This is a genomic window from Streptomyces sp. YIM 98790 (assembly GCF_011421595.1).
Taxonomy (GTDB): Bacteria; Actinomycetota; Actinomycetes; order Streptomycetales; family Streptomycetaceae; genus Streptomyces.
The window spans coordinates 1-16,400 of the sequence record NZ_WTLH01000004.1 but is presented as its reverse complement, the minus strand read 5'-3'; the positions used below and the strand labels follow the sequence as shown (position 1 = coordinate 16,400).

General features: G+C 70.0%; 15 protein-coding genes and 2 pseudogenes. 12 read left to right on the top strand and 5 right to left on the bottom strand.

Features of this window, described 5'->3' with window-relative positions; all coding sequences use genetic code 11:
* The first annotated feature begins 35 nt into the window (after positions 1-35).
* Genes GQS09_RS01230 through GQS09_RS30545 form a run of 6 tightly spaced genes read left to right on the top strand, consistent with a single transcriptional unit; the run spans position 36 to position 5,020 of the window.
* On the top strand, positions 36-725 hold the full coding sequence (locus GQS09_RS01230; RefSeq protein WP_165984065.1) for a radical SAM protein: 690 nt from the start codon (positions 36-38) through the stop codon (positions 723-725).
* Positions 722-1,453, top strand: a complete 732-nt coding sequence (locus tag GQS09_RS01225) for a bifunctional 2-polyprenyl-6-hydroxyphenol methylase/3-demethylubiquinol 3-O-methyltransferase UbiG (protein ID WP_165984064.1) — start codon at positions 722-724, stop codon at positions 1,451-1,453. Before GQS09_RS01230 ends, GQS09_RS01225 begins: the two co-directional genes overlap by 4 nt.
* Positions 1,443-2,006, top strand: a complete 564-nt coding sequence (locus tag GQS09_RS01220) for a class I SAM-dependent methyltransferase (protein WP_165984063.1) — start codon at positions 1,443-1,445, stop codon at positions 2,004-2,006. The genes GQS09_RS01225 and GQS09_RS01220 overlap by 11 nt, the downstream gene beginning before the upstream one ends.
* Complete coding sequence (locus tag GQS09_RS01215; protein ID WP_165984062.1) at positions 1,987-3,123, top strand: hypothetical protein; 1,137 nt, start codon at positions 1,987-1,989, stop codon at positions 3,121-3,123. Before GQS09_RS01220 ends, GQS09_RS01215 begins: the two co-directional genes overlap by 20 nt.
* Entirely contained in the window at positions 3,120-3,905 is a 786-nt protein-coding gene (locus GQS09_RS01210) for a glycosyltransferase (protein ID WP_165984061.1), read from the top strand. Before GQS09_RS01215 ends, GQS09_RS01210 begins: the two co-directional genes overlap by 4 nt.
* On the top strand, positions 3,902-5,020 hold the full coding sequence (locus GQS09_RS30545) for a glycosyltransferase family 4 protein (RefSeq protein WP_165984060.1): 1,119 nt from the start codon (positions 3,902-3,904) through the stop codon (positions 5,018-5,020). Before GQS09_RS01210 ends, GQS09_RS30545 begins: the two co-directional genes overlap by 4 nt.
* On the opposite strand, the gene GQS09_RS01200 is transcribed toward GQS09_RS30545, so the two are convergent.
* Entirely contained in the window at positions 4,993-5,766 is a 774-nt protein-coding gene (locus GQS09_RS01200) for a PIG-L deacetylase family protein (protein WP_165984059.1), read from the bottom strand. The genes GQS09_RS30545 and GQS09_RS01200 overlap by 28 nt on opposite strands.
* 184 nt (positions 5,767-5,950) lie before the next feature.
* Here GQS09_RS01200 and GQS09_RS30540 point away from each other — a divergent pair, with 184 nt between their 5' ends.
* Complete coding sequence (locus GQS09_RS30540; RefSeq protein WP_165984058.1) at positions 5,951-7,069, top strand: methyltransferase domain-containing protein; 1,119 nt, start codon at positions 5,951-5,953, stop codon at positions 7,067-7,069.
* A gap of 64 nt (positions 7,070-7,133) precedes the next feature.
* Positions 7,134-8,018 carry a hypothetical protein gene (locus GQS09_RS01190; RefSeq protein WP_165984057.1) on the top strand — a complete coding sequence of 295 codons (885 nt, stop codon included), beginning with the start codon at positions 7,134-7,136 and terminating at the stop codon, positions 8,016-8,018.
* A gap of 7 nt (positions 8,019-8,025) precedes the next feature.
* Here the strand turns inward: GQS09_RS01190 and GQS09_RS01185 are convergent, their stop codons facing one another.
* Complete coding sequence (locus GQS09_RS01185) at positions 8,026-9,123, bottom strand: glycosyltransferase family 4 protein (RefSeq protein ID WP_165984056.1); 1,098 nt, start codon at positions 9,121-9,123, stop codon at positions 8,026-8,028.
* Between the two features lie 278 nt (positions 9,124-9,401).
* On the opposite strand from GQS09_RS01185, the gene GQS09_RS01180 reads away from it, so the two are divergent.
* Positions 9,402-12,455: an N-6 DNA methylase gene (locus GQS09_RS01180; protein ID WP_165984055.1), complete on the top strand. Its 3,054-nt coding sequence runs from the start codon at positions 9,402-9,404 to the stop codon at positions 12,453-12,455.
* Positions 12,456-12,869: 414 nt separating this feature from the next.
* Here the strand turns inward: GQS09_RS01180 and GQS09_RS01175 are convergent, their stop codons facing one another.
* Both GQS09_RS01175 and GQS09_RS01170 read right to left on the bottom strand, forming a co-directional pair.
* Entirely contained in the window at positions 12,870-13,208 is a 339-nt protein-coding gene (locus GQS09_RS01175) for an XRE family transcriptional regulator (protein ID WP_165984054.1), read from the bottom strand.
* Positions 13,205-13,573 (bottom strand): type II toxin-antitoxin system RelE/ParE family toxin, encoded by a 369-nt coding sequence (locus GQS09_RS01170; protein ID WP_165984053.1) that lies wholly within the window; start codon positions 13,571-13,573, stop codon positions 13,205-13,207. Before GQS09_RS01170 ends, GQS09_RS01175 begins: the two co-directional genes overlap by 4 nt.
* Before the next feature lie 274 nt (positions 13,574-13,847).
* Here GQS09_RS01170 and GQS09_RS01165 point away from each other — a divergent pair, with 274 nt between their 5' ends.
* The 3 genes and pseudogenes from GQS09_RS01165 to GQS09_RS28940 form a co-directional block, all read left to right on the top strand.
* The gene (locus GQS09_RS01165; protein ID WP_165984052.1) at positions 13,848-14,027 is read left to right on the top strand and encodes a hypothetical protein; all 180 of its coding nucleotides are present in this window, start codon (positions 13,848-13,850) and stop codon (positions 14,025-14,027) included.
* Positions 14,024-14,422 (top strand): DNA-binding protein, encoded by a 399-nt coding sequence (locus tag GQS09_RS01160; protein WP_165984051.1) that lies wholly within the window; start codon positions 14,024-14,026, stop codon positions 14,420-14,422. The genes GQS09_RS01165 and GQS09_RS01160 overlap by 4 nt, the downstream gene beginning before the upstream one ends.
* 1 nt (position 14,423) lies before the next feature.
* Positions 14,424-14,572: pseudogene (locus GQS09_RS28940) on the top strand (DNA-binding protein); the annotation flags it as partial.
* 41 nt (positions 14,573-14,613) lie between these two features.
* Here GQS09_RS28940 and GQS09_RS28490 read toward each other — a convergent pair.
* Positions 14,614-15,978, bottom strand: a pseudogene (locus tag GQS09_RS28490) (ISL3 family transposase); the annotation flags it as partial.
* Positions 15,979-16,400 lie beyond the last annotated feature (422 nt).

Sequence of the window (16,400 nt, the reverse complement as noted above, 5' to 3'; positions counted from 1 at the left end):
GCACCCCCACGTGCGGGCCAGTACCGGGGTATGAGGTGAAGATCTACCAGATAGAGATCTCCAACCGGTGCAACCTCACCTGCTCCTACTGCCCGCATCCCGTACAGCGACGTTCCCAGGGGCTCATGGACCGGGAGACCTTCGAGAGGTCCGTGGACCTGCTGATCCGGTGCGGACAGCGGACCGCGTACCTGCACAACTTCGGAGAGCCCCTGCTGCACCCGGAGGTGACGGATTTCGTGCGCCACTGCACGGAACGGGGTGTGACGGCCAGCTTCTTCACCAACGGTGTCCTGCTGACCGAGGACCGGTTGTCCGCGCTGGCGGACGCCGGACTGCGCTTCCTGTACGTCTCGGAGCACACCAGGGGCGAGACGCGGCGGGTGCGCCGGCTGATCGCGGACAGCGGCCTCCCGATCGAACTGCGGGACACCTTCCGGCCCACCCGCGACACCCTGCACACCTGGGCCGGCCAGGTGACCAGCCGCGCGGCCTCCGGCACCTCACACCCGTCCGTAGGCCCGGGGCCATGCCTGTTCGAGCGGCAGAACGCCGCCGTCGTGCTCTGGGACGGCCGGGTCAACCTCTGCTGCATCGATGTGGAAGGCAGTGGCGTGCAAGGCACTGTGGACGACTACCTCACCGACCCGGACCGCTACCGCTTCCGGCCCGCCGCCCTGTGCACGGGCTGCACGCTGATGCGCGGAGAGGAAGACCTGTCATGACAACCGCCACCGGACGGCAGCCGCTTCGGGCCTACGGAGACATCGGCCCGGCGTGGCAGCGGCTCGCCGCCTACCTCGGCGAGGACTTCCGCAGCGGCCTCACCGACTTCGAGGCATGCTGCACCTTCGTCGAGAAGGAGTTCGCCCGCTACGGGCCCGAGGAGTTCTACCGTTCCAGCAACGGCTACCTCTACGAGCTCACCCACTTCCACTTCAGCCCCTACAAGGACGACTTCTTCCGGATGGTCACCCGCTTCGCCGACGCCCACGGGCTGCGGACGCTGGGCGACGTCGGATGCGGCGTCGGGCTGGACGCCCAGGCGCTGATGCGCGCCGGCTACCAGGTCTCCCTCTACGACATGCCGTGCCCGAGCCTGGATTACGCGGCCTGGCGGCTGCAGCAGGACATGGGCACCAAAGACGTGACCTTCCCGCTCGATCACCTCGGCGGCCGGCGTCTCGACCTGGTGTACGCCGTGGATGTCATCGAGCACATCCCCGACCCCGCCGCCTTCGCCGGCCGCCTGTTCGGCGCGGCCGACTACGTCGCGGTCAACTTCTTCCCGCACGACCCGCGTCCCTGGGACGGCAAGGACATGCACTACCCCGAGAACCACTGGACACTGCTCCCGGCCTTCGGCCGGCACGGAGAGCTCCTGGAGGCCGGGATCAGCGGAGCCACCGTCGGCACGATGTGGCGCCGCAGGGCGGTGAGCGGTGCGGGCTGAGGACAGCGCCGGATTCGGCTACGAATACTTCGACGACCCGCACGGCTTGGGCTATCGCGGCTACCACCGGGAGGACAACGGCGACGGCGGCTACCTGCCCTGGCAGGCGGCCCGCGAGTTCTGCGAGCACCGCAAGGTGAGATCCGCTGTCGACCTGGGCTGCGCCAAGGGTTTCCTCGTCGCGGAACTGCTGGCCGCCGGTATCGACGCCGTCGGCTACGACGTGAGCGACTACGCCCTCTCCTTCGCCACCGGGCTGCCCTGCCACCGGGCCGACATCCGCCGCGGCATACCGCGCCGGGCCGAAGCGGTCTTCGCCCTGGGTGTCCTGCTCTACCTGGAGGAGGACGAACTGCCCGGCGTCCTGGCCCGCCTGCGGCGGGCGGCACGCCGGTTCCTGCTGTTCTCCAGCTACTACGAGGGCGAGGAGCAGGAGGTACCCGATCCCCTGCGCCGCATCACCCGGCCGCGGGAGTGGTGGCGGGCACAGCTCACCGACGCCGGCTTCACCTTCGACCACACAGGACAGTGCTTTGACATCTACACCGTCTGAGCGGCAGCCGGTCTACCTGGAGTTCCCCGGCTTCGGGTACGGTCCGGCCGCCACCATGCTGACCCTGGCGCGGGCGGTTCCCCGCGACGTGGCGTGGCACGTGGTCTCCAGGGGCGGAGCCGCGCGGTTCGTGCATTCCGAACTCCCGGGCGCCGCCCGCCACGAACTGGACACCTTCGCCCCGGCGCACTGGCCGGCCTTCCTGGACATCGCCCCGCCTGGCTCCCTCGTGATATCCGGCACCAACCCGGAGTTCGCGGTCTGGGCCATCCGCCACGGCTACCGGGTCGGCATCGTCGACACGCTCGACTGGATGTGGCGCGGCCTGCCGGACGGACTGGAGGGAGCCGAGTTCCACCTGGCGCAGGCGTACTTCGGCGACCACCGGCCGACCCCCGGGGACCGGCGGGAATACGTGCGCCCGATCGTCGACCCGAGCCTGTGGGGTCCGACCGGCCCGTCGGCCCGCGACGGCTCGGTGCTGATCGGATTCGGCGGCATGCACCTGCCCGGCGGGGAGAACCTCGTGGCTGCCTACGTCCGCTGGTTCCTCGGCGCCGCCCTGCCGGTACTGACCGAACGCGACGCGGCGGCCCGGATCGTCATCGCCGGCGGCCGGGCCGACCTGGCCGGGCTCGTTCCCGATCCGTGGCGGACCCATCCGGCGGTCCGCGTCCGCCCCGCCATGGACCGTGCCGCCTACGCCCGCACCGCCCGCACCGTGCAGCACCTGATCGCCAGCCCCGGGCTGACGTCCCTCTACGAGTGTGCCCACAGCCGGCTCACGCCCCTGTGGCAGCCGGGCTTCAGCATGAGCATGGTGCTGCAGATCCGAAACCTGCTGGGCACCGGATACCCGCACGTGGCCGCCTGGCCCTGGCAGGCGGAAGCCGCCGAGCACATCGCCGGCCTGCCGGAATCCGCGGGAGTCGCCCACGTCGCCGCCCGGATCGCCGACACCGTCCGGATCACCGACCCCGCCGGCGAGACCATCCGCAAGGCCCTCCTCGGCTATCTGGACCGCCCCGAGGACGGACCGGCTCTCCGCCTCCCGCTGCCCGAATCACTTCCGGACGCAGGCGCCCTGTTCGCCGCCCACCTGGACCGGCTGCTGTGACGGCCTCGCCCGCCCCGCTGCTGACCGTGGTGGTCACCGCGCACCACACCCGCTACCTCACCGAGGCGATGACCTCGGTAGCGGCGCAGACCAGCACCGGCTTCGACCTGGTGTGCTGCACCGACACCACCGGCTCCCCCGGCGTCACCGCCCTGTACGACGGCCTGCTGCCCCACGTCCGGTGCCGGGAAGCACGCGTCCTCGAAGTGGAAGGCGGAACCGCCGGACGGGTGCGCAATGCCGGCTTCGCCGCCGCCCGCACCCCGTGGATCGCCTACCTCGACGGAGACGACCTCCTGCACCCCGACGCCCTCGCCAGGCTGGTCCACACCGTGCGGCACGCGGAGGCGGACATCGTCTCCACGGGCATGACCCGGATCACCGCGGACGGCCGGCCGGAGCCGTGGCCGCAGTCCCTCACCTACCGGCCGCCCCGCTGGATCTACCGCACCGACCCCGACAGCGTCGGCCACCCCACCTTCTTCAACCAGCTCCTCGCCATCCGCCGGGAGCTCTGGGAAGCGCACCCGTTCGACGAGACCACCAATGGCGAGGACATCGACTTCATGCTGCACCAGCTCCTGGCCGGCCGGTTCCACAAGCTGCCCGAAGCCCTCTACGGCTACCGCGACACGGCAGGCAGCTTCTCCAAGCAGGAGTTCCCCCAGGGCGACCTGTGCACCAACCGCTACCGCGAGGGCTACTACGCAGACCTGTTCGACCTGCGGTACCGCCCCGAGCTGGCCGCGAACTTCTCCGACGAGCCGGAGCCGGCCCGGTGAACCGACGACGACCGGAAGACCTGAAGATCTGCGTCCTCCAGGTGCCGCCCTTCGACCCGGCCCGCATGCTCGGCGGTGCCGAGGTGGTCGCCGTGCACCTGGTACGCGCCCTCGCCTCGTCGGCCGACGTGACCGTCCTGCACGGATTCCCGGCCGACGCGCGGCCCGCCGGTTCCGGGGCGGAGCCCGGCTTCCCCGCCCGCGTGATCGCCGCATTCCCGCTGGACGCGCACGTGCGCGAGCGCGGCCACATCAGCCCGCGCCTCACCGGTCCGGCGCTCCGCAGCCTCCAGGAAGCGGACGTGATCGTCACCGTGGAACGCACCTTGGACCTCCCCGCCGACGCGCCCCGCATCGCGTGCCTGGGCGGAGTCGGCTACCCGCACACCCTCGACGTGCTCCGTCACCGGGCGTGGGACCGGCTGGTGGTCCCCTCCCCGTTCGTGGCCCGCCAGGTCCGCGAGCACGCGCCGCAGGCCGCGAACGTCTCGGTCGTGGCCAACGGGATCGACCTGACGCATTTCACCCCACGGCCCGCCGGCCAGGCCCGTGACCCCGGGGAGGTGCGGCTGCTGGTGGCCGGCCGCCCCGGCTGGGACAAGGGCTTCCGCCGGGCTCTCGGCCTGGCACGAGCGATGGAGGCCGGCGGTACGCCGGCAACCCTGATGTGCTTCGCCCAGCCGGACGGATTCGGCGCGGCCGGCTTCACCGCGCAGCTCCGCCGCGAAGCCGAAGCCCACGCCGTCCGCCTGCGGATCATGCCCTGGCAGCCGCACCAGCGGATGCCGGCGGTCTACCACCGGGCCGACCTGACCCTCTGCCTGGGTGATGCCGCCGAGGGCTTCGGCCTGGTCGCCGCCGAGTCCGTCGCCTGCGGCACACCCGTGGCAGCCACTCCGTCCGGCTTCCTCGCCGACATGCTTCCGCCCGGCCATGGGCTGTACCTGGTCCCGCCGGGCGCCGACCCGGCGGAGCTCGTCCCCACGGCGCGCGAAGCGATGCGCCACGGCCCCGAGCAGTGCCGCCACCGGGGGCGCCCGTACATCGGGAGCCACTACGGCCTGCCGCGCATGACCGCGGCATTCCGTCACCTGGTCGAGGAGCTGGCGGCGTGAGGACGGCAGAAGACTTCACCCGGCGGTCCTCCGGCGCCCGCCCGCGACACGGCGGCCCGCCAGTCCTGGCCGCCCGGCCACAGCATGCCGAGCTGGGAGCGGTAGCAGGCCACAGCGCCGAGCTTGGCCGCCAGGGTCTCCGGGGTGAACGGCACCCGCAGCGCCGGGCCGTCCATGTCCGGCTTGGACCAGGAGGCGTAGGGCTCGTCCTGCCAGCACAGCACCGGCAGCCCGCGGGCCGCAGCCGCCCGCAGAACCGCCCTGCGCGTCAGGACATGATCCACATGGCCGCCGGTGCCCACCGGGCCCAGCACCAGCGTGGCGCCCGTCGCCTCGGCCGCGCCGAGCACCAGCTCCGCCAGCCGCCGGTCCAGACCGGGATCGTCCGGCGGCACGGAGAACATGTCGCCGTCCTCCTCGCACACCCACCCTCCACCGGGCCGGCGCCGGTACACCGCGTCGGGCACGTCACCATGGACGGGTTGCGCGCCGAGCACCGCCATCGCCCCGGCGTCCTCGGCCCGCCGGGCCGAGACCGCGTCACCGTCCAGCCCGCAGCGTGCGTGGTGGCGCCCGGCCACGGCGGACAGCTCGGGCCCGGGGTCGCCGGCGAAGAGGGTGAGAACCGTCACAGGCCGGTCGGCCGCAAGCCGGGCAAGCGTCGCCCCCGCCGACAGCGCGGCATCGTCCAGATGCGGGGAAACCGCCAGTACCGGCCCGCCGCCTTCCTCCCAGAACCCGCCCACCCCGTGCTCCTTCCCGCGCCGGCTGCCGAATCCGCTGGTCGGAGGGCACGCGGGCGAGGCACCGCGCGGATACCTCTACCCTGGCTGAGTGCGTACTCCTCCGCCTCACCCCGGCAAGTCTCCCGCCCGCCGCGCCCGGCCGACGTCCGGTGGCCAGCCCCGCAGGCAGGGTGGGGGTACGTCCGTGCGCCAGGAGCGCGGCAAGGGCGGCCCGCCGCAGCCGCCCCGCTCGCGGCAGCAGAAGCCCGAGGCCGAGGACCGCGTCCGGCCCGGAATCACCCGCATGTTCGCCACCGCCATCCCCGGCCTGGCCCCGCTCGTCATCCGGGAGCTGAACGCGCTCCAGGGGGTCCAGGTCACCGACTCCGGCTTCGACGGCCGCTCGGACTTCATCCTCTTCGACGTGGAACGCGGCGCCCGGGACCGGGTCTGGTCGGTGCACACGGTGGAGGACATCTTCGTCGAGGTGGGGCGCACGATGCGCTCCAGCGGCGACCGGCCGCACTGGATCGCCGGGCGGATCTGGCGGCCGGAGCGGGTGCAGCGTGCCCTGTCGGTGTGGGCGGACGAGGTCCGGCCGCTGGCCGGCTCGATGACGTTCCGGGTGATCGCCCGCGTCCTGCAGGAGCGCTCCTTCAAGCGCACCGACCTGCGCCGCCACGTCCACAACGCGGTCAGCAGCGACAAGCCGAAGTGGAAGTTCGCCGACCCGGCGCAGGTCGAGGTGTGGATCAGCGAGTACCGGCAGGGCCGCCTGGTGGCGGGGCTGCGGCTGTCCGACGTCAGCATGCGCCAGCACGAGGGGCGCGAGGTGGAGCGGTCCGGCGCCCTGCGGCCGACCGTGGCCGCCGCCATGGTCACCCTGGCCGGGGAGCCCTCCGGCACACTGCTCGACCCCTGCTGCGGCTCCGGCACCATCCTGCGGGAGGCGGCCGGCGCGGACTGGACACCGGAAGGCTCGGACATCGACCCCGAGGCCGTGGAGATCGCCCGGCAGAACATCCCCGAGGCGCCGGTCCGCCGCGCCGATGCCCGGGACCTCGACCTGGCCGACGGCTCGGTCGGGGCCTGCGTCTCCAACCTGCCCTTCGGCCAGCAGTACGAGGTCCAGGGCAACATGCAGGACTGGCTCCACACCGTCCTCACCGAACTGTCCCGCGTGACGCAGCGCGGCGGACGGGTCATCCTGCTGGCTCCGAGCATCCCGCGCTCGGCCGTCCCCGCCACCCTGCACCTGCGCGACCGCTATCCCATCCGGCTACTGGGCACCAAGACGACGATCTGGGCGTACGACCGGGTCTGACCGTCCGCGCGAGCCCCGGCGGCGCCGACCGCCGGCATCCGTCGTCCCCGGCGCGGAGGGCGGCATGAACGTGCGCCTCCTGGACGGCGACGGCCGGATCGCCCTCACCGTCGCCGCGGACCGGAACCATGTAACGGTCACCTCGGCAGCCGGGAAACCCGTGGCCCGGGTGTCCGACGCCCACGAACTGGCTGCGGCGCTGGCCGAGCTGGCACCGCCCGGCACGCCGCTGCTGCCCATGGCCGGCGAGCGGCCCTGGCCCACGGAAGCCGGGCACGCCGTGCTGCTGCTCGGGCTGTCGGCACGGTGGCCGTGGCTGGTGGAGTCCGCCGACCTGCGTACCTTCAGGCAGCACCACCTCACCCTTGCCTACGCGCTGCCGCTCGCCCTGGACGCAGAGTGGCGCCGCTGGGCCGAGCAGCACGCGAGTCTCCTCCTGCGCGGCGGCCAGCTCGTCCCCGTTCCCGCATCCGACCTGGTCGCCGTGGAGCCGTGCGGCGCGGTCGCCGTCCGGCACCGCCGGTTGCTGCGCCGCCACACCGCCACGGGAGTCAAGGAACACCAGGATTACGGCGACTTCCTCCGCCACTGGTCGGCCTTCACGCACTGGCGTTACGGCCGTCCCGTACCGGACCACGAAAGCGCCGCCCTGCTGGCCATCCTGGACGCGAGCGGCGCCGTCGTGCGCGAGTTCATCCACCGGGGGGAGGTGATCGGCCGCTCCGTCGTGTGCCTGCACGAGGCCAGCCGCACGGTCTTCGACCTCATGGCGACCTGGCAGCCATCCCACGCCCCCCTGCGACCCGGCATCTACTCCGCCGTGCACAGCCTTCTGGACGCCGCCGACCGCGGGCTGCGCTACTCACTGTGCTACGGGCAGTTCCCCTACAAGGACGACATCCTGGGAACCGCGGAACGGCTCGCCCTGGAAGACCTGCTCTTCCCCTGATGAGACCTCAGTGGACAACCAGATCGTCCAGCGCCGCGAGTGCTCCCGGGTCACTCGCCCCCTGCTCGAACGCGGCCCGCCGCTCCGGCGGGGTCCGGGCACGCAGGAACTCGACCCACCGCTGCCGGACCACCGGCAGGCCATAGTGCTCAGCCACGTACGTGGCAAGCCGCGGTGCCCGCGTCCGGGCCTCCAGCACCGCCGCGGCGAACTCCGAGGCGGACAGGCCGGCGAAGTCATCGACCAGGACCGCCCCCGGCGCGATGTGGTTCGTCCCGCAGTCAGCACGGCGGACCAGCGTCGGCACATGGAATCCCAGCGGCTCGGAGACCATGCGCCCCCACGAGTCGCTGAGGGAGTTCACCAGCATCACGTCGATCGCCCGGTAGAAGGCACACATCCACTCCCAGTCCCCGTACAGGCCGGTGCGCAGATGTACCCGGTCCATGCCGGCGCGGCCGAACCGCCCCTCCCAGCGCCGCCGGATCACGTCCTCGGTGTCCTCCTCGTCCTCCACGACCAGAGCACACAGCAGGTGGGCCTCCTCGCCGGGAAGTCCGTTCAGGAAGCGCCCGACGACCTCCTCGATCCCCTTCGCGGGGTGGAGGAGACCGCCACACCCGTACAGCACCGCCTCGTCCGGAATACCGAGCCGACGCCGCAGGGCGTCGCGGCCTTCGCCACCGACCGCTTCCTTCTGCGCGATCGGCAACAGCCCTACGGGCCGGCGCTTCAGGCCCGGCACCAGGGCCGACAGCCGGTCCCTGCCCCACTCGTTGAAGGTGTAGGGCACGACATGATGCCCCAGCCCGAACAGTTCCTCCGCGTAGGCCGCCGGATCGACCCCGGCCGACGCCGGCACCTGGTCGTAGGGCGTGTCCGTCCCCCAGAACTCCAGCTTCCACACCACCGGCCGAGGCCCGTTAAGACGCCGCAGGACCTCCAGGGTGCGGCCGAAGAAGTTCGCCACCCGCAACCACACGGGACGCACCCGATCTATCTCCTGGACGATCTCGTCCACCGAGCGCGGATCCCACTCGACGTGATCCAGACGCATCACCAGCGTGGCTGGTGTTCCCCCGCTCTCGCTCTGCAGCTCTGCCATGGCCTCGTCAGGTCAGGAACATCGGGCGCGCCGCGTGGCGCCACCCACGGCCGTGCCAGTATGACGTACTGATCTTTCTTCCGGGCCACGACCTGCTCTCGCCGGCAGTGGGCTGCGGCAGAATGTTCGCAGTCCTGATTTCGGCACCGCGCCCGCCAGACGTCCGCGGTCTTGGCAGTGGGAAGGAGGAGGCGTCTTCGAGCAGAGCCTGCGTCTGCGTGCCGGAGGTACGCCGACAGGTCGGAGCCCGGCAGGTCAGCTTGGTGCGCCCATAGCCCATGACGACAACCCCGCAGACGAACCTCGAGAAGCTCCTGGCCCGCCTTGTCGATCGCAAGCCGATGCGAACCGAGGCGACGCTGCAGGCGGATGTCCGCCAGTTCCTGCTCGAGGGCGGCCTGAATCTCGACGAGAACGACCTGACCGTCGACCTTGAAGCCCCGGTGGGGGACGGCCGCCGCATCGACATCGAAGTCGGCTTCACCGCGATCGAGACGAAGAGGGACCTGCGGAGCCCCACCATCCTCAAGGACGCCGTCCAGCAGCTCACCGGATATGTGCGGACCCGGACGGAGCAAGTCGGTCAGCGGTACGTCGGCATACTGACAGACGGGGCCGACTGGCGGGCCTACAGCCCGGCCGGTGACGTATTGGTCGAGGTCAGCCATTTTGAGGCGAAGCAGCGCACAACGCCGGCGGAACTGCTGCGGTGGCTGGAGGGCGTTCTCGCCACAGCCGAGGGGATCAGGCCGACGCCCGATGTGATCGAGAGCCGTCTGGGAGCCGGAAGCGTCTCCCACAATCTCGACCGTGCCACCCTCACTGCGCTGTACGTGGAGAACAAGGACCAGCCCACGGTGAAGCTCAAGCGGGAGCTGTGGGCACGCCTGCTGAAGAGCGCGCTGGGTACGCAGTTCGAGGACAGCGACGAGCTGTTCATCGAGCACACCCTTCTCGTGAACAGCGCCGAGATCATCGCCCACCTCGTTCTCGGCATCGACGTCAACGACATACAGCCGGCCACCCTCGTACTCGGCCAGCGCTTCGAGCAAGCCCAGATTTACGGAGTCGTGGAGTCGGACTTCTTCTCCTGGGTCATCGAGGTACCCGGCGGCGAGGCATTCGTGCGGACCGCCGCACGCCGGCTCGCGCGTTTCGACTGGGCGAAGGTCGAACACGACGTGCTGAAGGTGCTGTACGAGTCGGTCATCGCCCCGGAGACACGAAAGAAGCAGGGCGAGTACTACACCCCGGACTGGCTCGCGGAGAAGATGGTCGCCGACACCGTCACGGACCCGCTGGGCCAGCGTGTGCTGGACCCGTCCTGCGGCTCGGGAACCTTCCTCTTCCATGCCGTGCGGCGGTACCTGCAAGCCGCTGAAGAAGCGGGCCGACCACTGCGTGAGACCCTCGTCGCGATCACGGACCACGTTGCGGGGATCGACCTCCACCCTGTAGCTGTGGCTCTCGCCCGCGTGACGTACCTGCTCGCCATCGGCCGTGACCGGCTGATCTCCGACCAGCGCGGACCGATAAGGGTGCCCGTCTATCTCGGGGACAGTGTCCAGTGGCAGCAGCGCACGGACCTGCTGGACCACGGCCACCTGGTGATCCGCACGGAGGAAAGCGGCCAGCTCTTCGAGAATGAGCTGCGCTTCTCGGAACACTTCCTGGCAGACGCCGGCCGGTTTGACACCATCGTCAACGAACTGGCGGACCGGGCGACGAAGAGGAAGCCCGGCAGCAAGCCCTCGCTGACGTCCCTCTTCAACAAGCTGGCCATCTCCTCCCAGGATGACCAGCAGGAACTCACCGGCAACTTCCGGCTGCTGTGCCAGCTCGTGGACGACAACCGGAACCACATCTGGTCGTATTACGTCCGCAACCTGGCCCGCCCCATGTGGCTGTCGCGCGAAGAGAACCGGGTGGACATCCTGATCGGCAACCCGCCATGGCTGTCCTACCGGCACATGCCCAGCGACATGCAGGAACTCTTCAAGACCATGTCGCAGGAGCGCAAGCTCTGGCGCGGCGACGAGGTGGCCACGCACCAGGACCTGTCCGGGCTGTTCATCGCGCGAGCCGTCCAGCAGTACCTGCGGGTGGGAGGACAGTTCGCGTTCGTCGTCCCCAACTCCGTGCTCGACCGTCCGTACTGGTCCGGCTTCCGTGCCGGCTACTACCCGGATCAGCAGGAGAGAGTGCAGATCGCCTTCGCAGGCTCGTGGGACCTCCGCCGTCTTCGGCCGCACTTCTTCCCCCGCGGCAGTGCCGTCGTCTTCGGCAGCCGCATGGAAGCGCTCATCGGCAAGACAGCCAAAGCCCCCGTCCCCCTGCCCAAGGCGACCGAGCGGTGGACGGGAAAGATTCCGGGCAGGAACGCCAACTGGTCGCACGTCCAGAAATGGGTCACGCGCGAAGAGCGGCAGCTCAAGTACGTGGGCGAGGATCTGATCTCTTCGCCGTACCGCAAACGCTTCTGGCAAGGCGCTTCCATCGTGCCCCGGATGCTGTTCTTCATCGAGGAGCGGCCGGCCGGGCCACTGGGGCTGGGCGGAGGCCGCGTCGCCGTACGCTCGATGCGGAGCAGTACGGAGAAACCTCCCTGGAGAGATCTTCCCGCTCTGCAAGGGGTCGTGGAGAAGGAATTCATCCGACCGGCGCTGCTCGGCGAGAACGTCCTTCCCCACCGTCTGCTCTCACCCCGCAAGGTGGTGCTGCCCATCGAGGGCAAGGACACCCTTATGGACGGCGACCATCCGCACCTCGACCGGTATCCCGACCTCGCGTCCTGGTGGCGTGCGGCGGAGGAAAAATGGACCAAACACCGCAGCAGTAAGCGCCTCACCCTTGCGGAGCAACTCGACTTCCGCCGGAAGCTCTCGGGCCAGCTTCCCGGAGCACCGCTGCGCGTGGTCTACGGGAAGTCCGGCATGCATGTCTCAGCAGCGCTGGTCGACGACCCGAACGCGATCATCGATCACGTGCTGTACTGGGGAACAGTCGCAACCCGCGAGGAGGGCATGTATCTGTGCGCCATCCTCAACGCGCCGGCGCTGACCGAACTCGTGCGCCCGCTCATGTCCTACGGCAAGGATGAGCGACACATCGACAAGGCCGTGTGGCAGCTCCCCATCCCGGAGTTCAATCCGCTCGACGCGACACACGCCCGCCTTGCTGAGATCGGCTCGGTTCAGGCGGAGCGCATCGCCAAACTGACGCTCGACACAACCAAGAGCTTCGTCAAGCTGCGCCAGGTCATCCGTTCGGTCCTTGCCGACTATCCAGAGGCAGAAGAGCTCGATCAACTCGTACATCTGCTGCTTGATTAGTCGCGGGATCCCCCCCGTACCCACTGCGCCTGCAAGGGCTCCGCTCCGGCGGAAGCTTGCACCTGCAATGGGCCTCCTGCCCCGGCCGCAGATGGCCGGGACGTTCCGCCTCCTGCGGGCGCAGAATCCGGCCGCGAGGCGCCCGTGCCCCATCCGTGCCCTTCAGAGCGGTCAGCACCGGTCAACAGCGGTGCGATCAGGGCTTCACGCGGACGTCGCCGGGTAGCCGTTTACGCAGGTCAGGCGCGGTCTGAGGGCTGGAGAGCCGGGGATTCCCAAGCTCAGAGCGCGAGTTCGATTCTCGTCGCCCGCTCCACACGAAAAGGCCCAGGTCAGGGATGTTCCTCCGACCCGGGCCTTCGTGTTGTCCGGTCTGTTCTCGGGGCCCCGCCGCGCCATAGCCGCGCCAGGCGGTCAGGCGACGGTGAACTCGGCATCGCCGAAGTCCGCGACCACGCGCAGCCGCCCGCCGAGCGCCTCCACATACGAGCGGAGGGTTGCCAGTTCGGTCCGATCGGTGTCACCGTGCTCGATCGCGGACACACGCGGGGCCGACACCCCCATGGCCTCGGCAACCGCACGCTGAGTCAACGCCTGCTCACGCCGGATCTCCGCGAGCCGGTACGCCCGCACCTCAGCGACCAGCCGGTCCATCGCCGCACGCTTCTCCTCCGAAGACCGGACCGGCAGCCCGGCAGCCGCACGACGCCCACGCGCCCGGCGCTTCGTCTCCTCCCAGCCCACCGTGCTCATTCGTACTCCCTGTCCTCAAGAACGGCTACGTGCTCCCGGTACCGCTTCTCCGCGAGCGGAACATTGGCCTCGTACCATCCCCGCCAGTTGCCGGCCTTGTCACCCGCCACCAGCAGAACCGCCCGGCGAACCGGATCGAACGCGAACAGGATGCGGATCTCGCTGCTCCCGGACGAGCCCGGTCTCAACTCCTTCAAGTGATGGTTCCCGGCACCCTTGATCCGGTCCACCAAGGGCCGCCCCAGAGTCGGCCCCACCTCGGCGAGAAGATCGATAGCGTCCTCTACCTGCTCAGCGCTCTCCCAGTCCCCCTCGGCAAGCTCCTCGAACCATGCCGCGACCTCCGCGACGAGACCACTTCCCATTGAGCCACGGCCAGCATATTAATGCAAGCGTTAAGCTGAGCTCCTCTGCTTCTTCCCTGTGCTCGGAGACCTTCGGGCAGCACCACCTCACCCTTGCCTACGCGCTGCCGCTCGTCCTGGACGCCGCGTGGCGCCCGCTGGGCCGAGCAGCACGCGAGTCTTCTCCTGCGCGGCGGCCAGCTCGTCCCCGTTCCCGCATCCGACCTGGTCCGCGGCCTTGGTTGCCGGGCTGGCGACTCGCAAGGAACTCGTCTGGGGAGCGGCGCGGCTGCGGATGAATGGCTTTGCGCTGGAGACGAGTGCCCCGGTGGCCGACGGTCCGGTGGAGCTGGAGACGGCAACGCCGGTCATCGTCAAGCACGAGAGCAGGCACTTGCTGCCCGGTGATGAGCAGGAGGCACACGAACGGATCTTCGGGTACGAGGAGGGCACCGGGGAGCCGGAAGCGGCATGAAGCAGATCGAGACGGTCGTGCTGGACTCCCAGGGACTCTCGGCCTGGGTGGTCCAGGACCGCAAGACGCTGGCGCTGTTCCAGGTTTTCCATGAGATGGGTGCCGACCTGGTGATCAGCGCCAACACGATCGTGGAGGCCAGTCACGGCCGGGTGAACATGCCCCGGCTGCACTGGGCGCTGTCCCGGCTGAAGATCGAACCGGTCACCGACCAGGCCGCGAAGGCGGCGGCGGAGCTACTGAAAGCCACCGGGCTGCACGGTCACACATACGCCATCGACGCCACCGTCGCCGAGGCGGCACTGCGCCAGCCCGGTCCCGTTGCCATGCTGACCTCCGATATCGACGACATGCGCAGACTCTGCGGCGACCGCATCCGCCTCATCGCCGTCTGANCCACCGGGCTGCACGGTCACACATACGCCATCGACGCCACCGTCGCCGAGGCGGCACTGCGCCAGCCCGGTCCCGTTGCCATGCTGACCTCCGATATCGACGACATGCGCAGACTCTGCGGCGACCGCATCCGCCTCATCGCCGTCTGATACCGCAGACTGCCCCCGTGCCCCTTCGACAGGGGGCCGGAGTTCCAGTGCTGGGTGAGCCCGGCGGTGACAGCGGCGAGGCCCTTTCGAATGCCGCCTGCGAAGGCGTGGAGTTCCTTGACCTCGGACTGTTCGGCCTGGGCGAGCCATGCGGTGGGGCGGTGGCCTTCTCGCTGTCGGAGGAGTGTGGCGAAGTCGCGGGCGAGCTGGTGGGTGGCGGCGATGTCATCGCACCGCTCGCACAGGTCTTTCAGCCGCTGGTGACCGGATTCGCTCTGGTTCTCGGGGCGGCCGATGATCCACCGCACGACATGGGCGACGGCGGGCGGAGGAGGTGGGTCGGCCGGACGGGCCTGCTGATTGTCCAGGGAGTTGAGGGACCGGCGGACGCTCTTGCGGCTGCCCTGGTAGCCGCGGGCGCCGATCTCTTCGCGCAGGGCCTGCGCGTTGTTGCAGCCCTCGGCCCACCGCGCGGCCAGGTATGCCTTGAAGCCGGTGAGCTCGCTGCAGCGGCGGGGCTGGATCAGTTCTTCGGCGCTGGTGGCGTGGGCGTAGCGGCGGATGGTCTTGCGGTCCAGGCCGAGGCGGCCGCTGATGGCGTTGATCGTGATCCCCTTCTGGTAGAGGGTGCGGATCTCCTGCCACCGTGCGCGGGTGTGCTGCTGCGCGCGGGTCTCCACCGGCTCGGTCGACGGGGCTGGTGGTCGTGGTGTGGGCGGGGTGAGGCAGGGGCGGTGGCGGCGTATGGCCTTCTCGACGGCGGTGGCCAGGTTGTCGAGGATGTGCCGGCGGTCCGCGATCTGAGGGATGCCGGGGAGTGCGCGGTTGGCGCCGTCGGCGAAGGCGCTGCCGCGGTCGCGGCAGACAAGCCGGACGTGGGGATGCTTCCGCAGCCATGAGGCGAAGGTGTCGGAGGTGTGGTCGGGCAGCACGTCCACCGGTCGGTGGGAGGCCATGTCCAGCACGACGGCGCCGAAGCGCCGGCCACGGCGCAAGGCGAACTCATCCACGCCCACCACCTCGATTTCCGGGACCGGTGGAAGGGCCAGCCGCCGGATCTGCCGCAGCAGCGTGGACCCGCTCACCGCGACCGGCAGGTGTGCCGGGAGCCGCTGTCCGGCCTGTCCACCCAGCGCTGACGCGACGTGCTCGACGATCCGTTGCAGCTGGACGGTCCGCCTCCCGTAGCGGAAGGTGAGCTGGTCGGCCTGCTCGGCGGAGGTCTTCTTCTCGCACGCGGCCTCGTCGCAGAAGAAGCGACGGACCACCAGGTGGATCGCGGTCTCCTGCCCGCCGACGGCGATCTCGACCGGCCGCCGGACGTAGCGGCTGTGCACCCGCCTCGACGCGGTGCCGCACCCCGGGCACCGGGCCGTCGCCGCCACACATCTCGCCGCGATCCGCACCGTCCGACCGACTCGGTCCACCCGCTCGACCAACACCTGCGACAGGCTCGGAAACAGGACTTTCAGCAGCTCAGGATCATGATCCACAACCGCCGGACGCCATCCAGGATCACCGGCTTCACGGAAAGTGCTGAAGAGCCAGCATCTACTGGCCGCCGTCACACGACCACCCCTGGCTCCCCATCGCCGGAAGACCCACCGGGGAGACGCATATCCCGAACGCCCATGCCAGGGATGGAGCAAGGCGGCTCAACAGCGATGCGTCGGAGACCGGTAGAGTCGAAGAACCCGCTCAGCCTTTCGACCGTAATACCAGGATCGCTCCTTATGTCGGAATCTCTGCTAGTGAGTAAAAACAGGCTCCCCGCGGAATAAAGACGCTGGTCGGCTCCTGTGCTCCCCGCGCCTGCGGGGGTGGTCCC

Coding starts and splice junctions, on each gene's coding strand:
- GQS09_RS01185 (WP_165984056.1), bottom strand. CDS start 9,123: ATGGCAGAGCTGCAGAGCGAGAGCGGGGGAACACCAGCCACGCTGGTG.
- GQS09_RS01190 (WP_165984057.1), top strand. CDS start 7,134: ATGAACGTGCGCCTCCTGGACGGCGACGGCCGGATCGCCCTCACCGTC.
- GQS09_RS01175 (WP_165984054.1), bottom strand. CDS start 13,208: ATGAGCACGGTGGGCTGGGAGGAGACGAAGCGCCGGGCGCGTGGGCGT.
- GQS09_RS01165 (WP_165984052.1), top strand. CDS start 13,848: ATGAATGGCTTTGCGCTGGAGACGAGTGCCCCGGTGGCCGACGGTCCG.
- GQS09_RS01225 (WP_165984064.1), top strand. CDS start 722: ATGACAACCGCCACCGGACGGCAGCCGCTTCGGGCCTACGGAGACATC.
- GQS09_RS01180 (WP_165984055.1), top strand. CDS start 9,402: ATGACGACAACCCCGCAGACGAACCTCGAGAAGCTCCTGGCCCGCCTT.
- GQS09_RS01160 (WP_165984051.1), top strand. CDS start 14,024: ATGAAGCAGATCGAGACGGTCGTGCTGGACTCCCAGGGACTCTCGGCC.
- GQS09_RS01170 (WP_165984053.1), bottom strand. CDS start 13,573: ATGGGAAGTGGTCTCGTCGCGGAGGTCGCGGCATGGTTCGAGGAGCTT.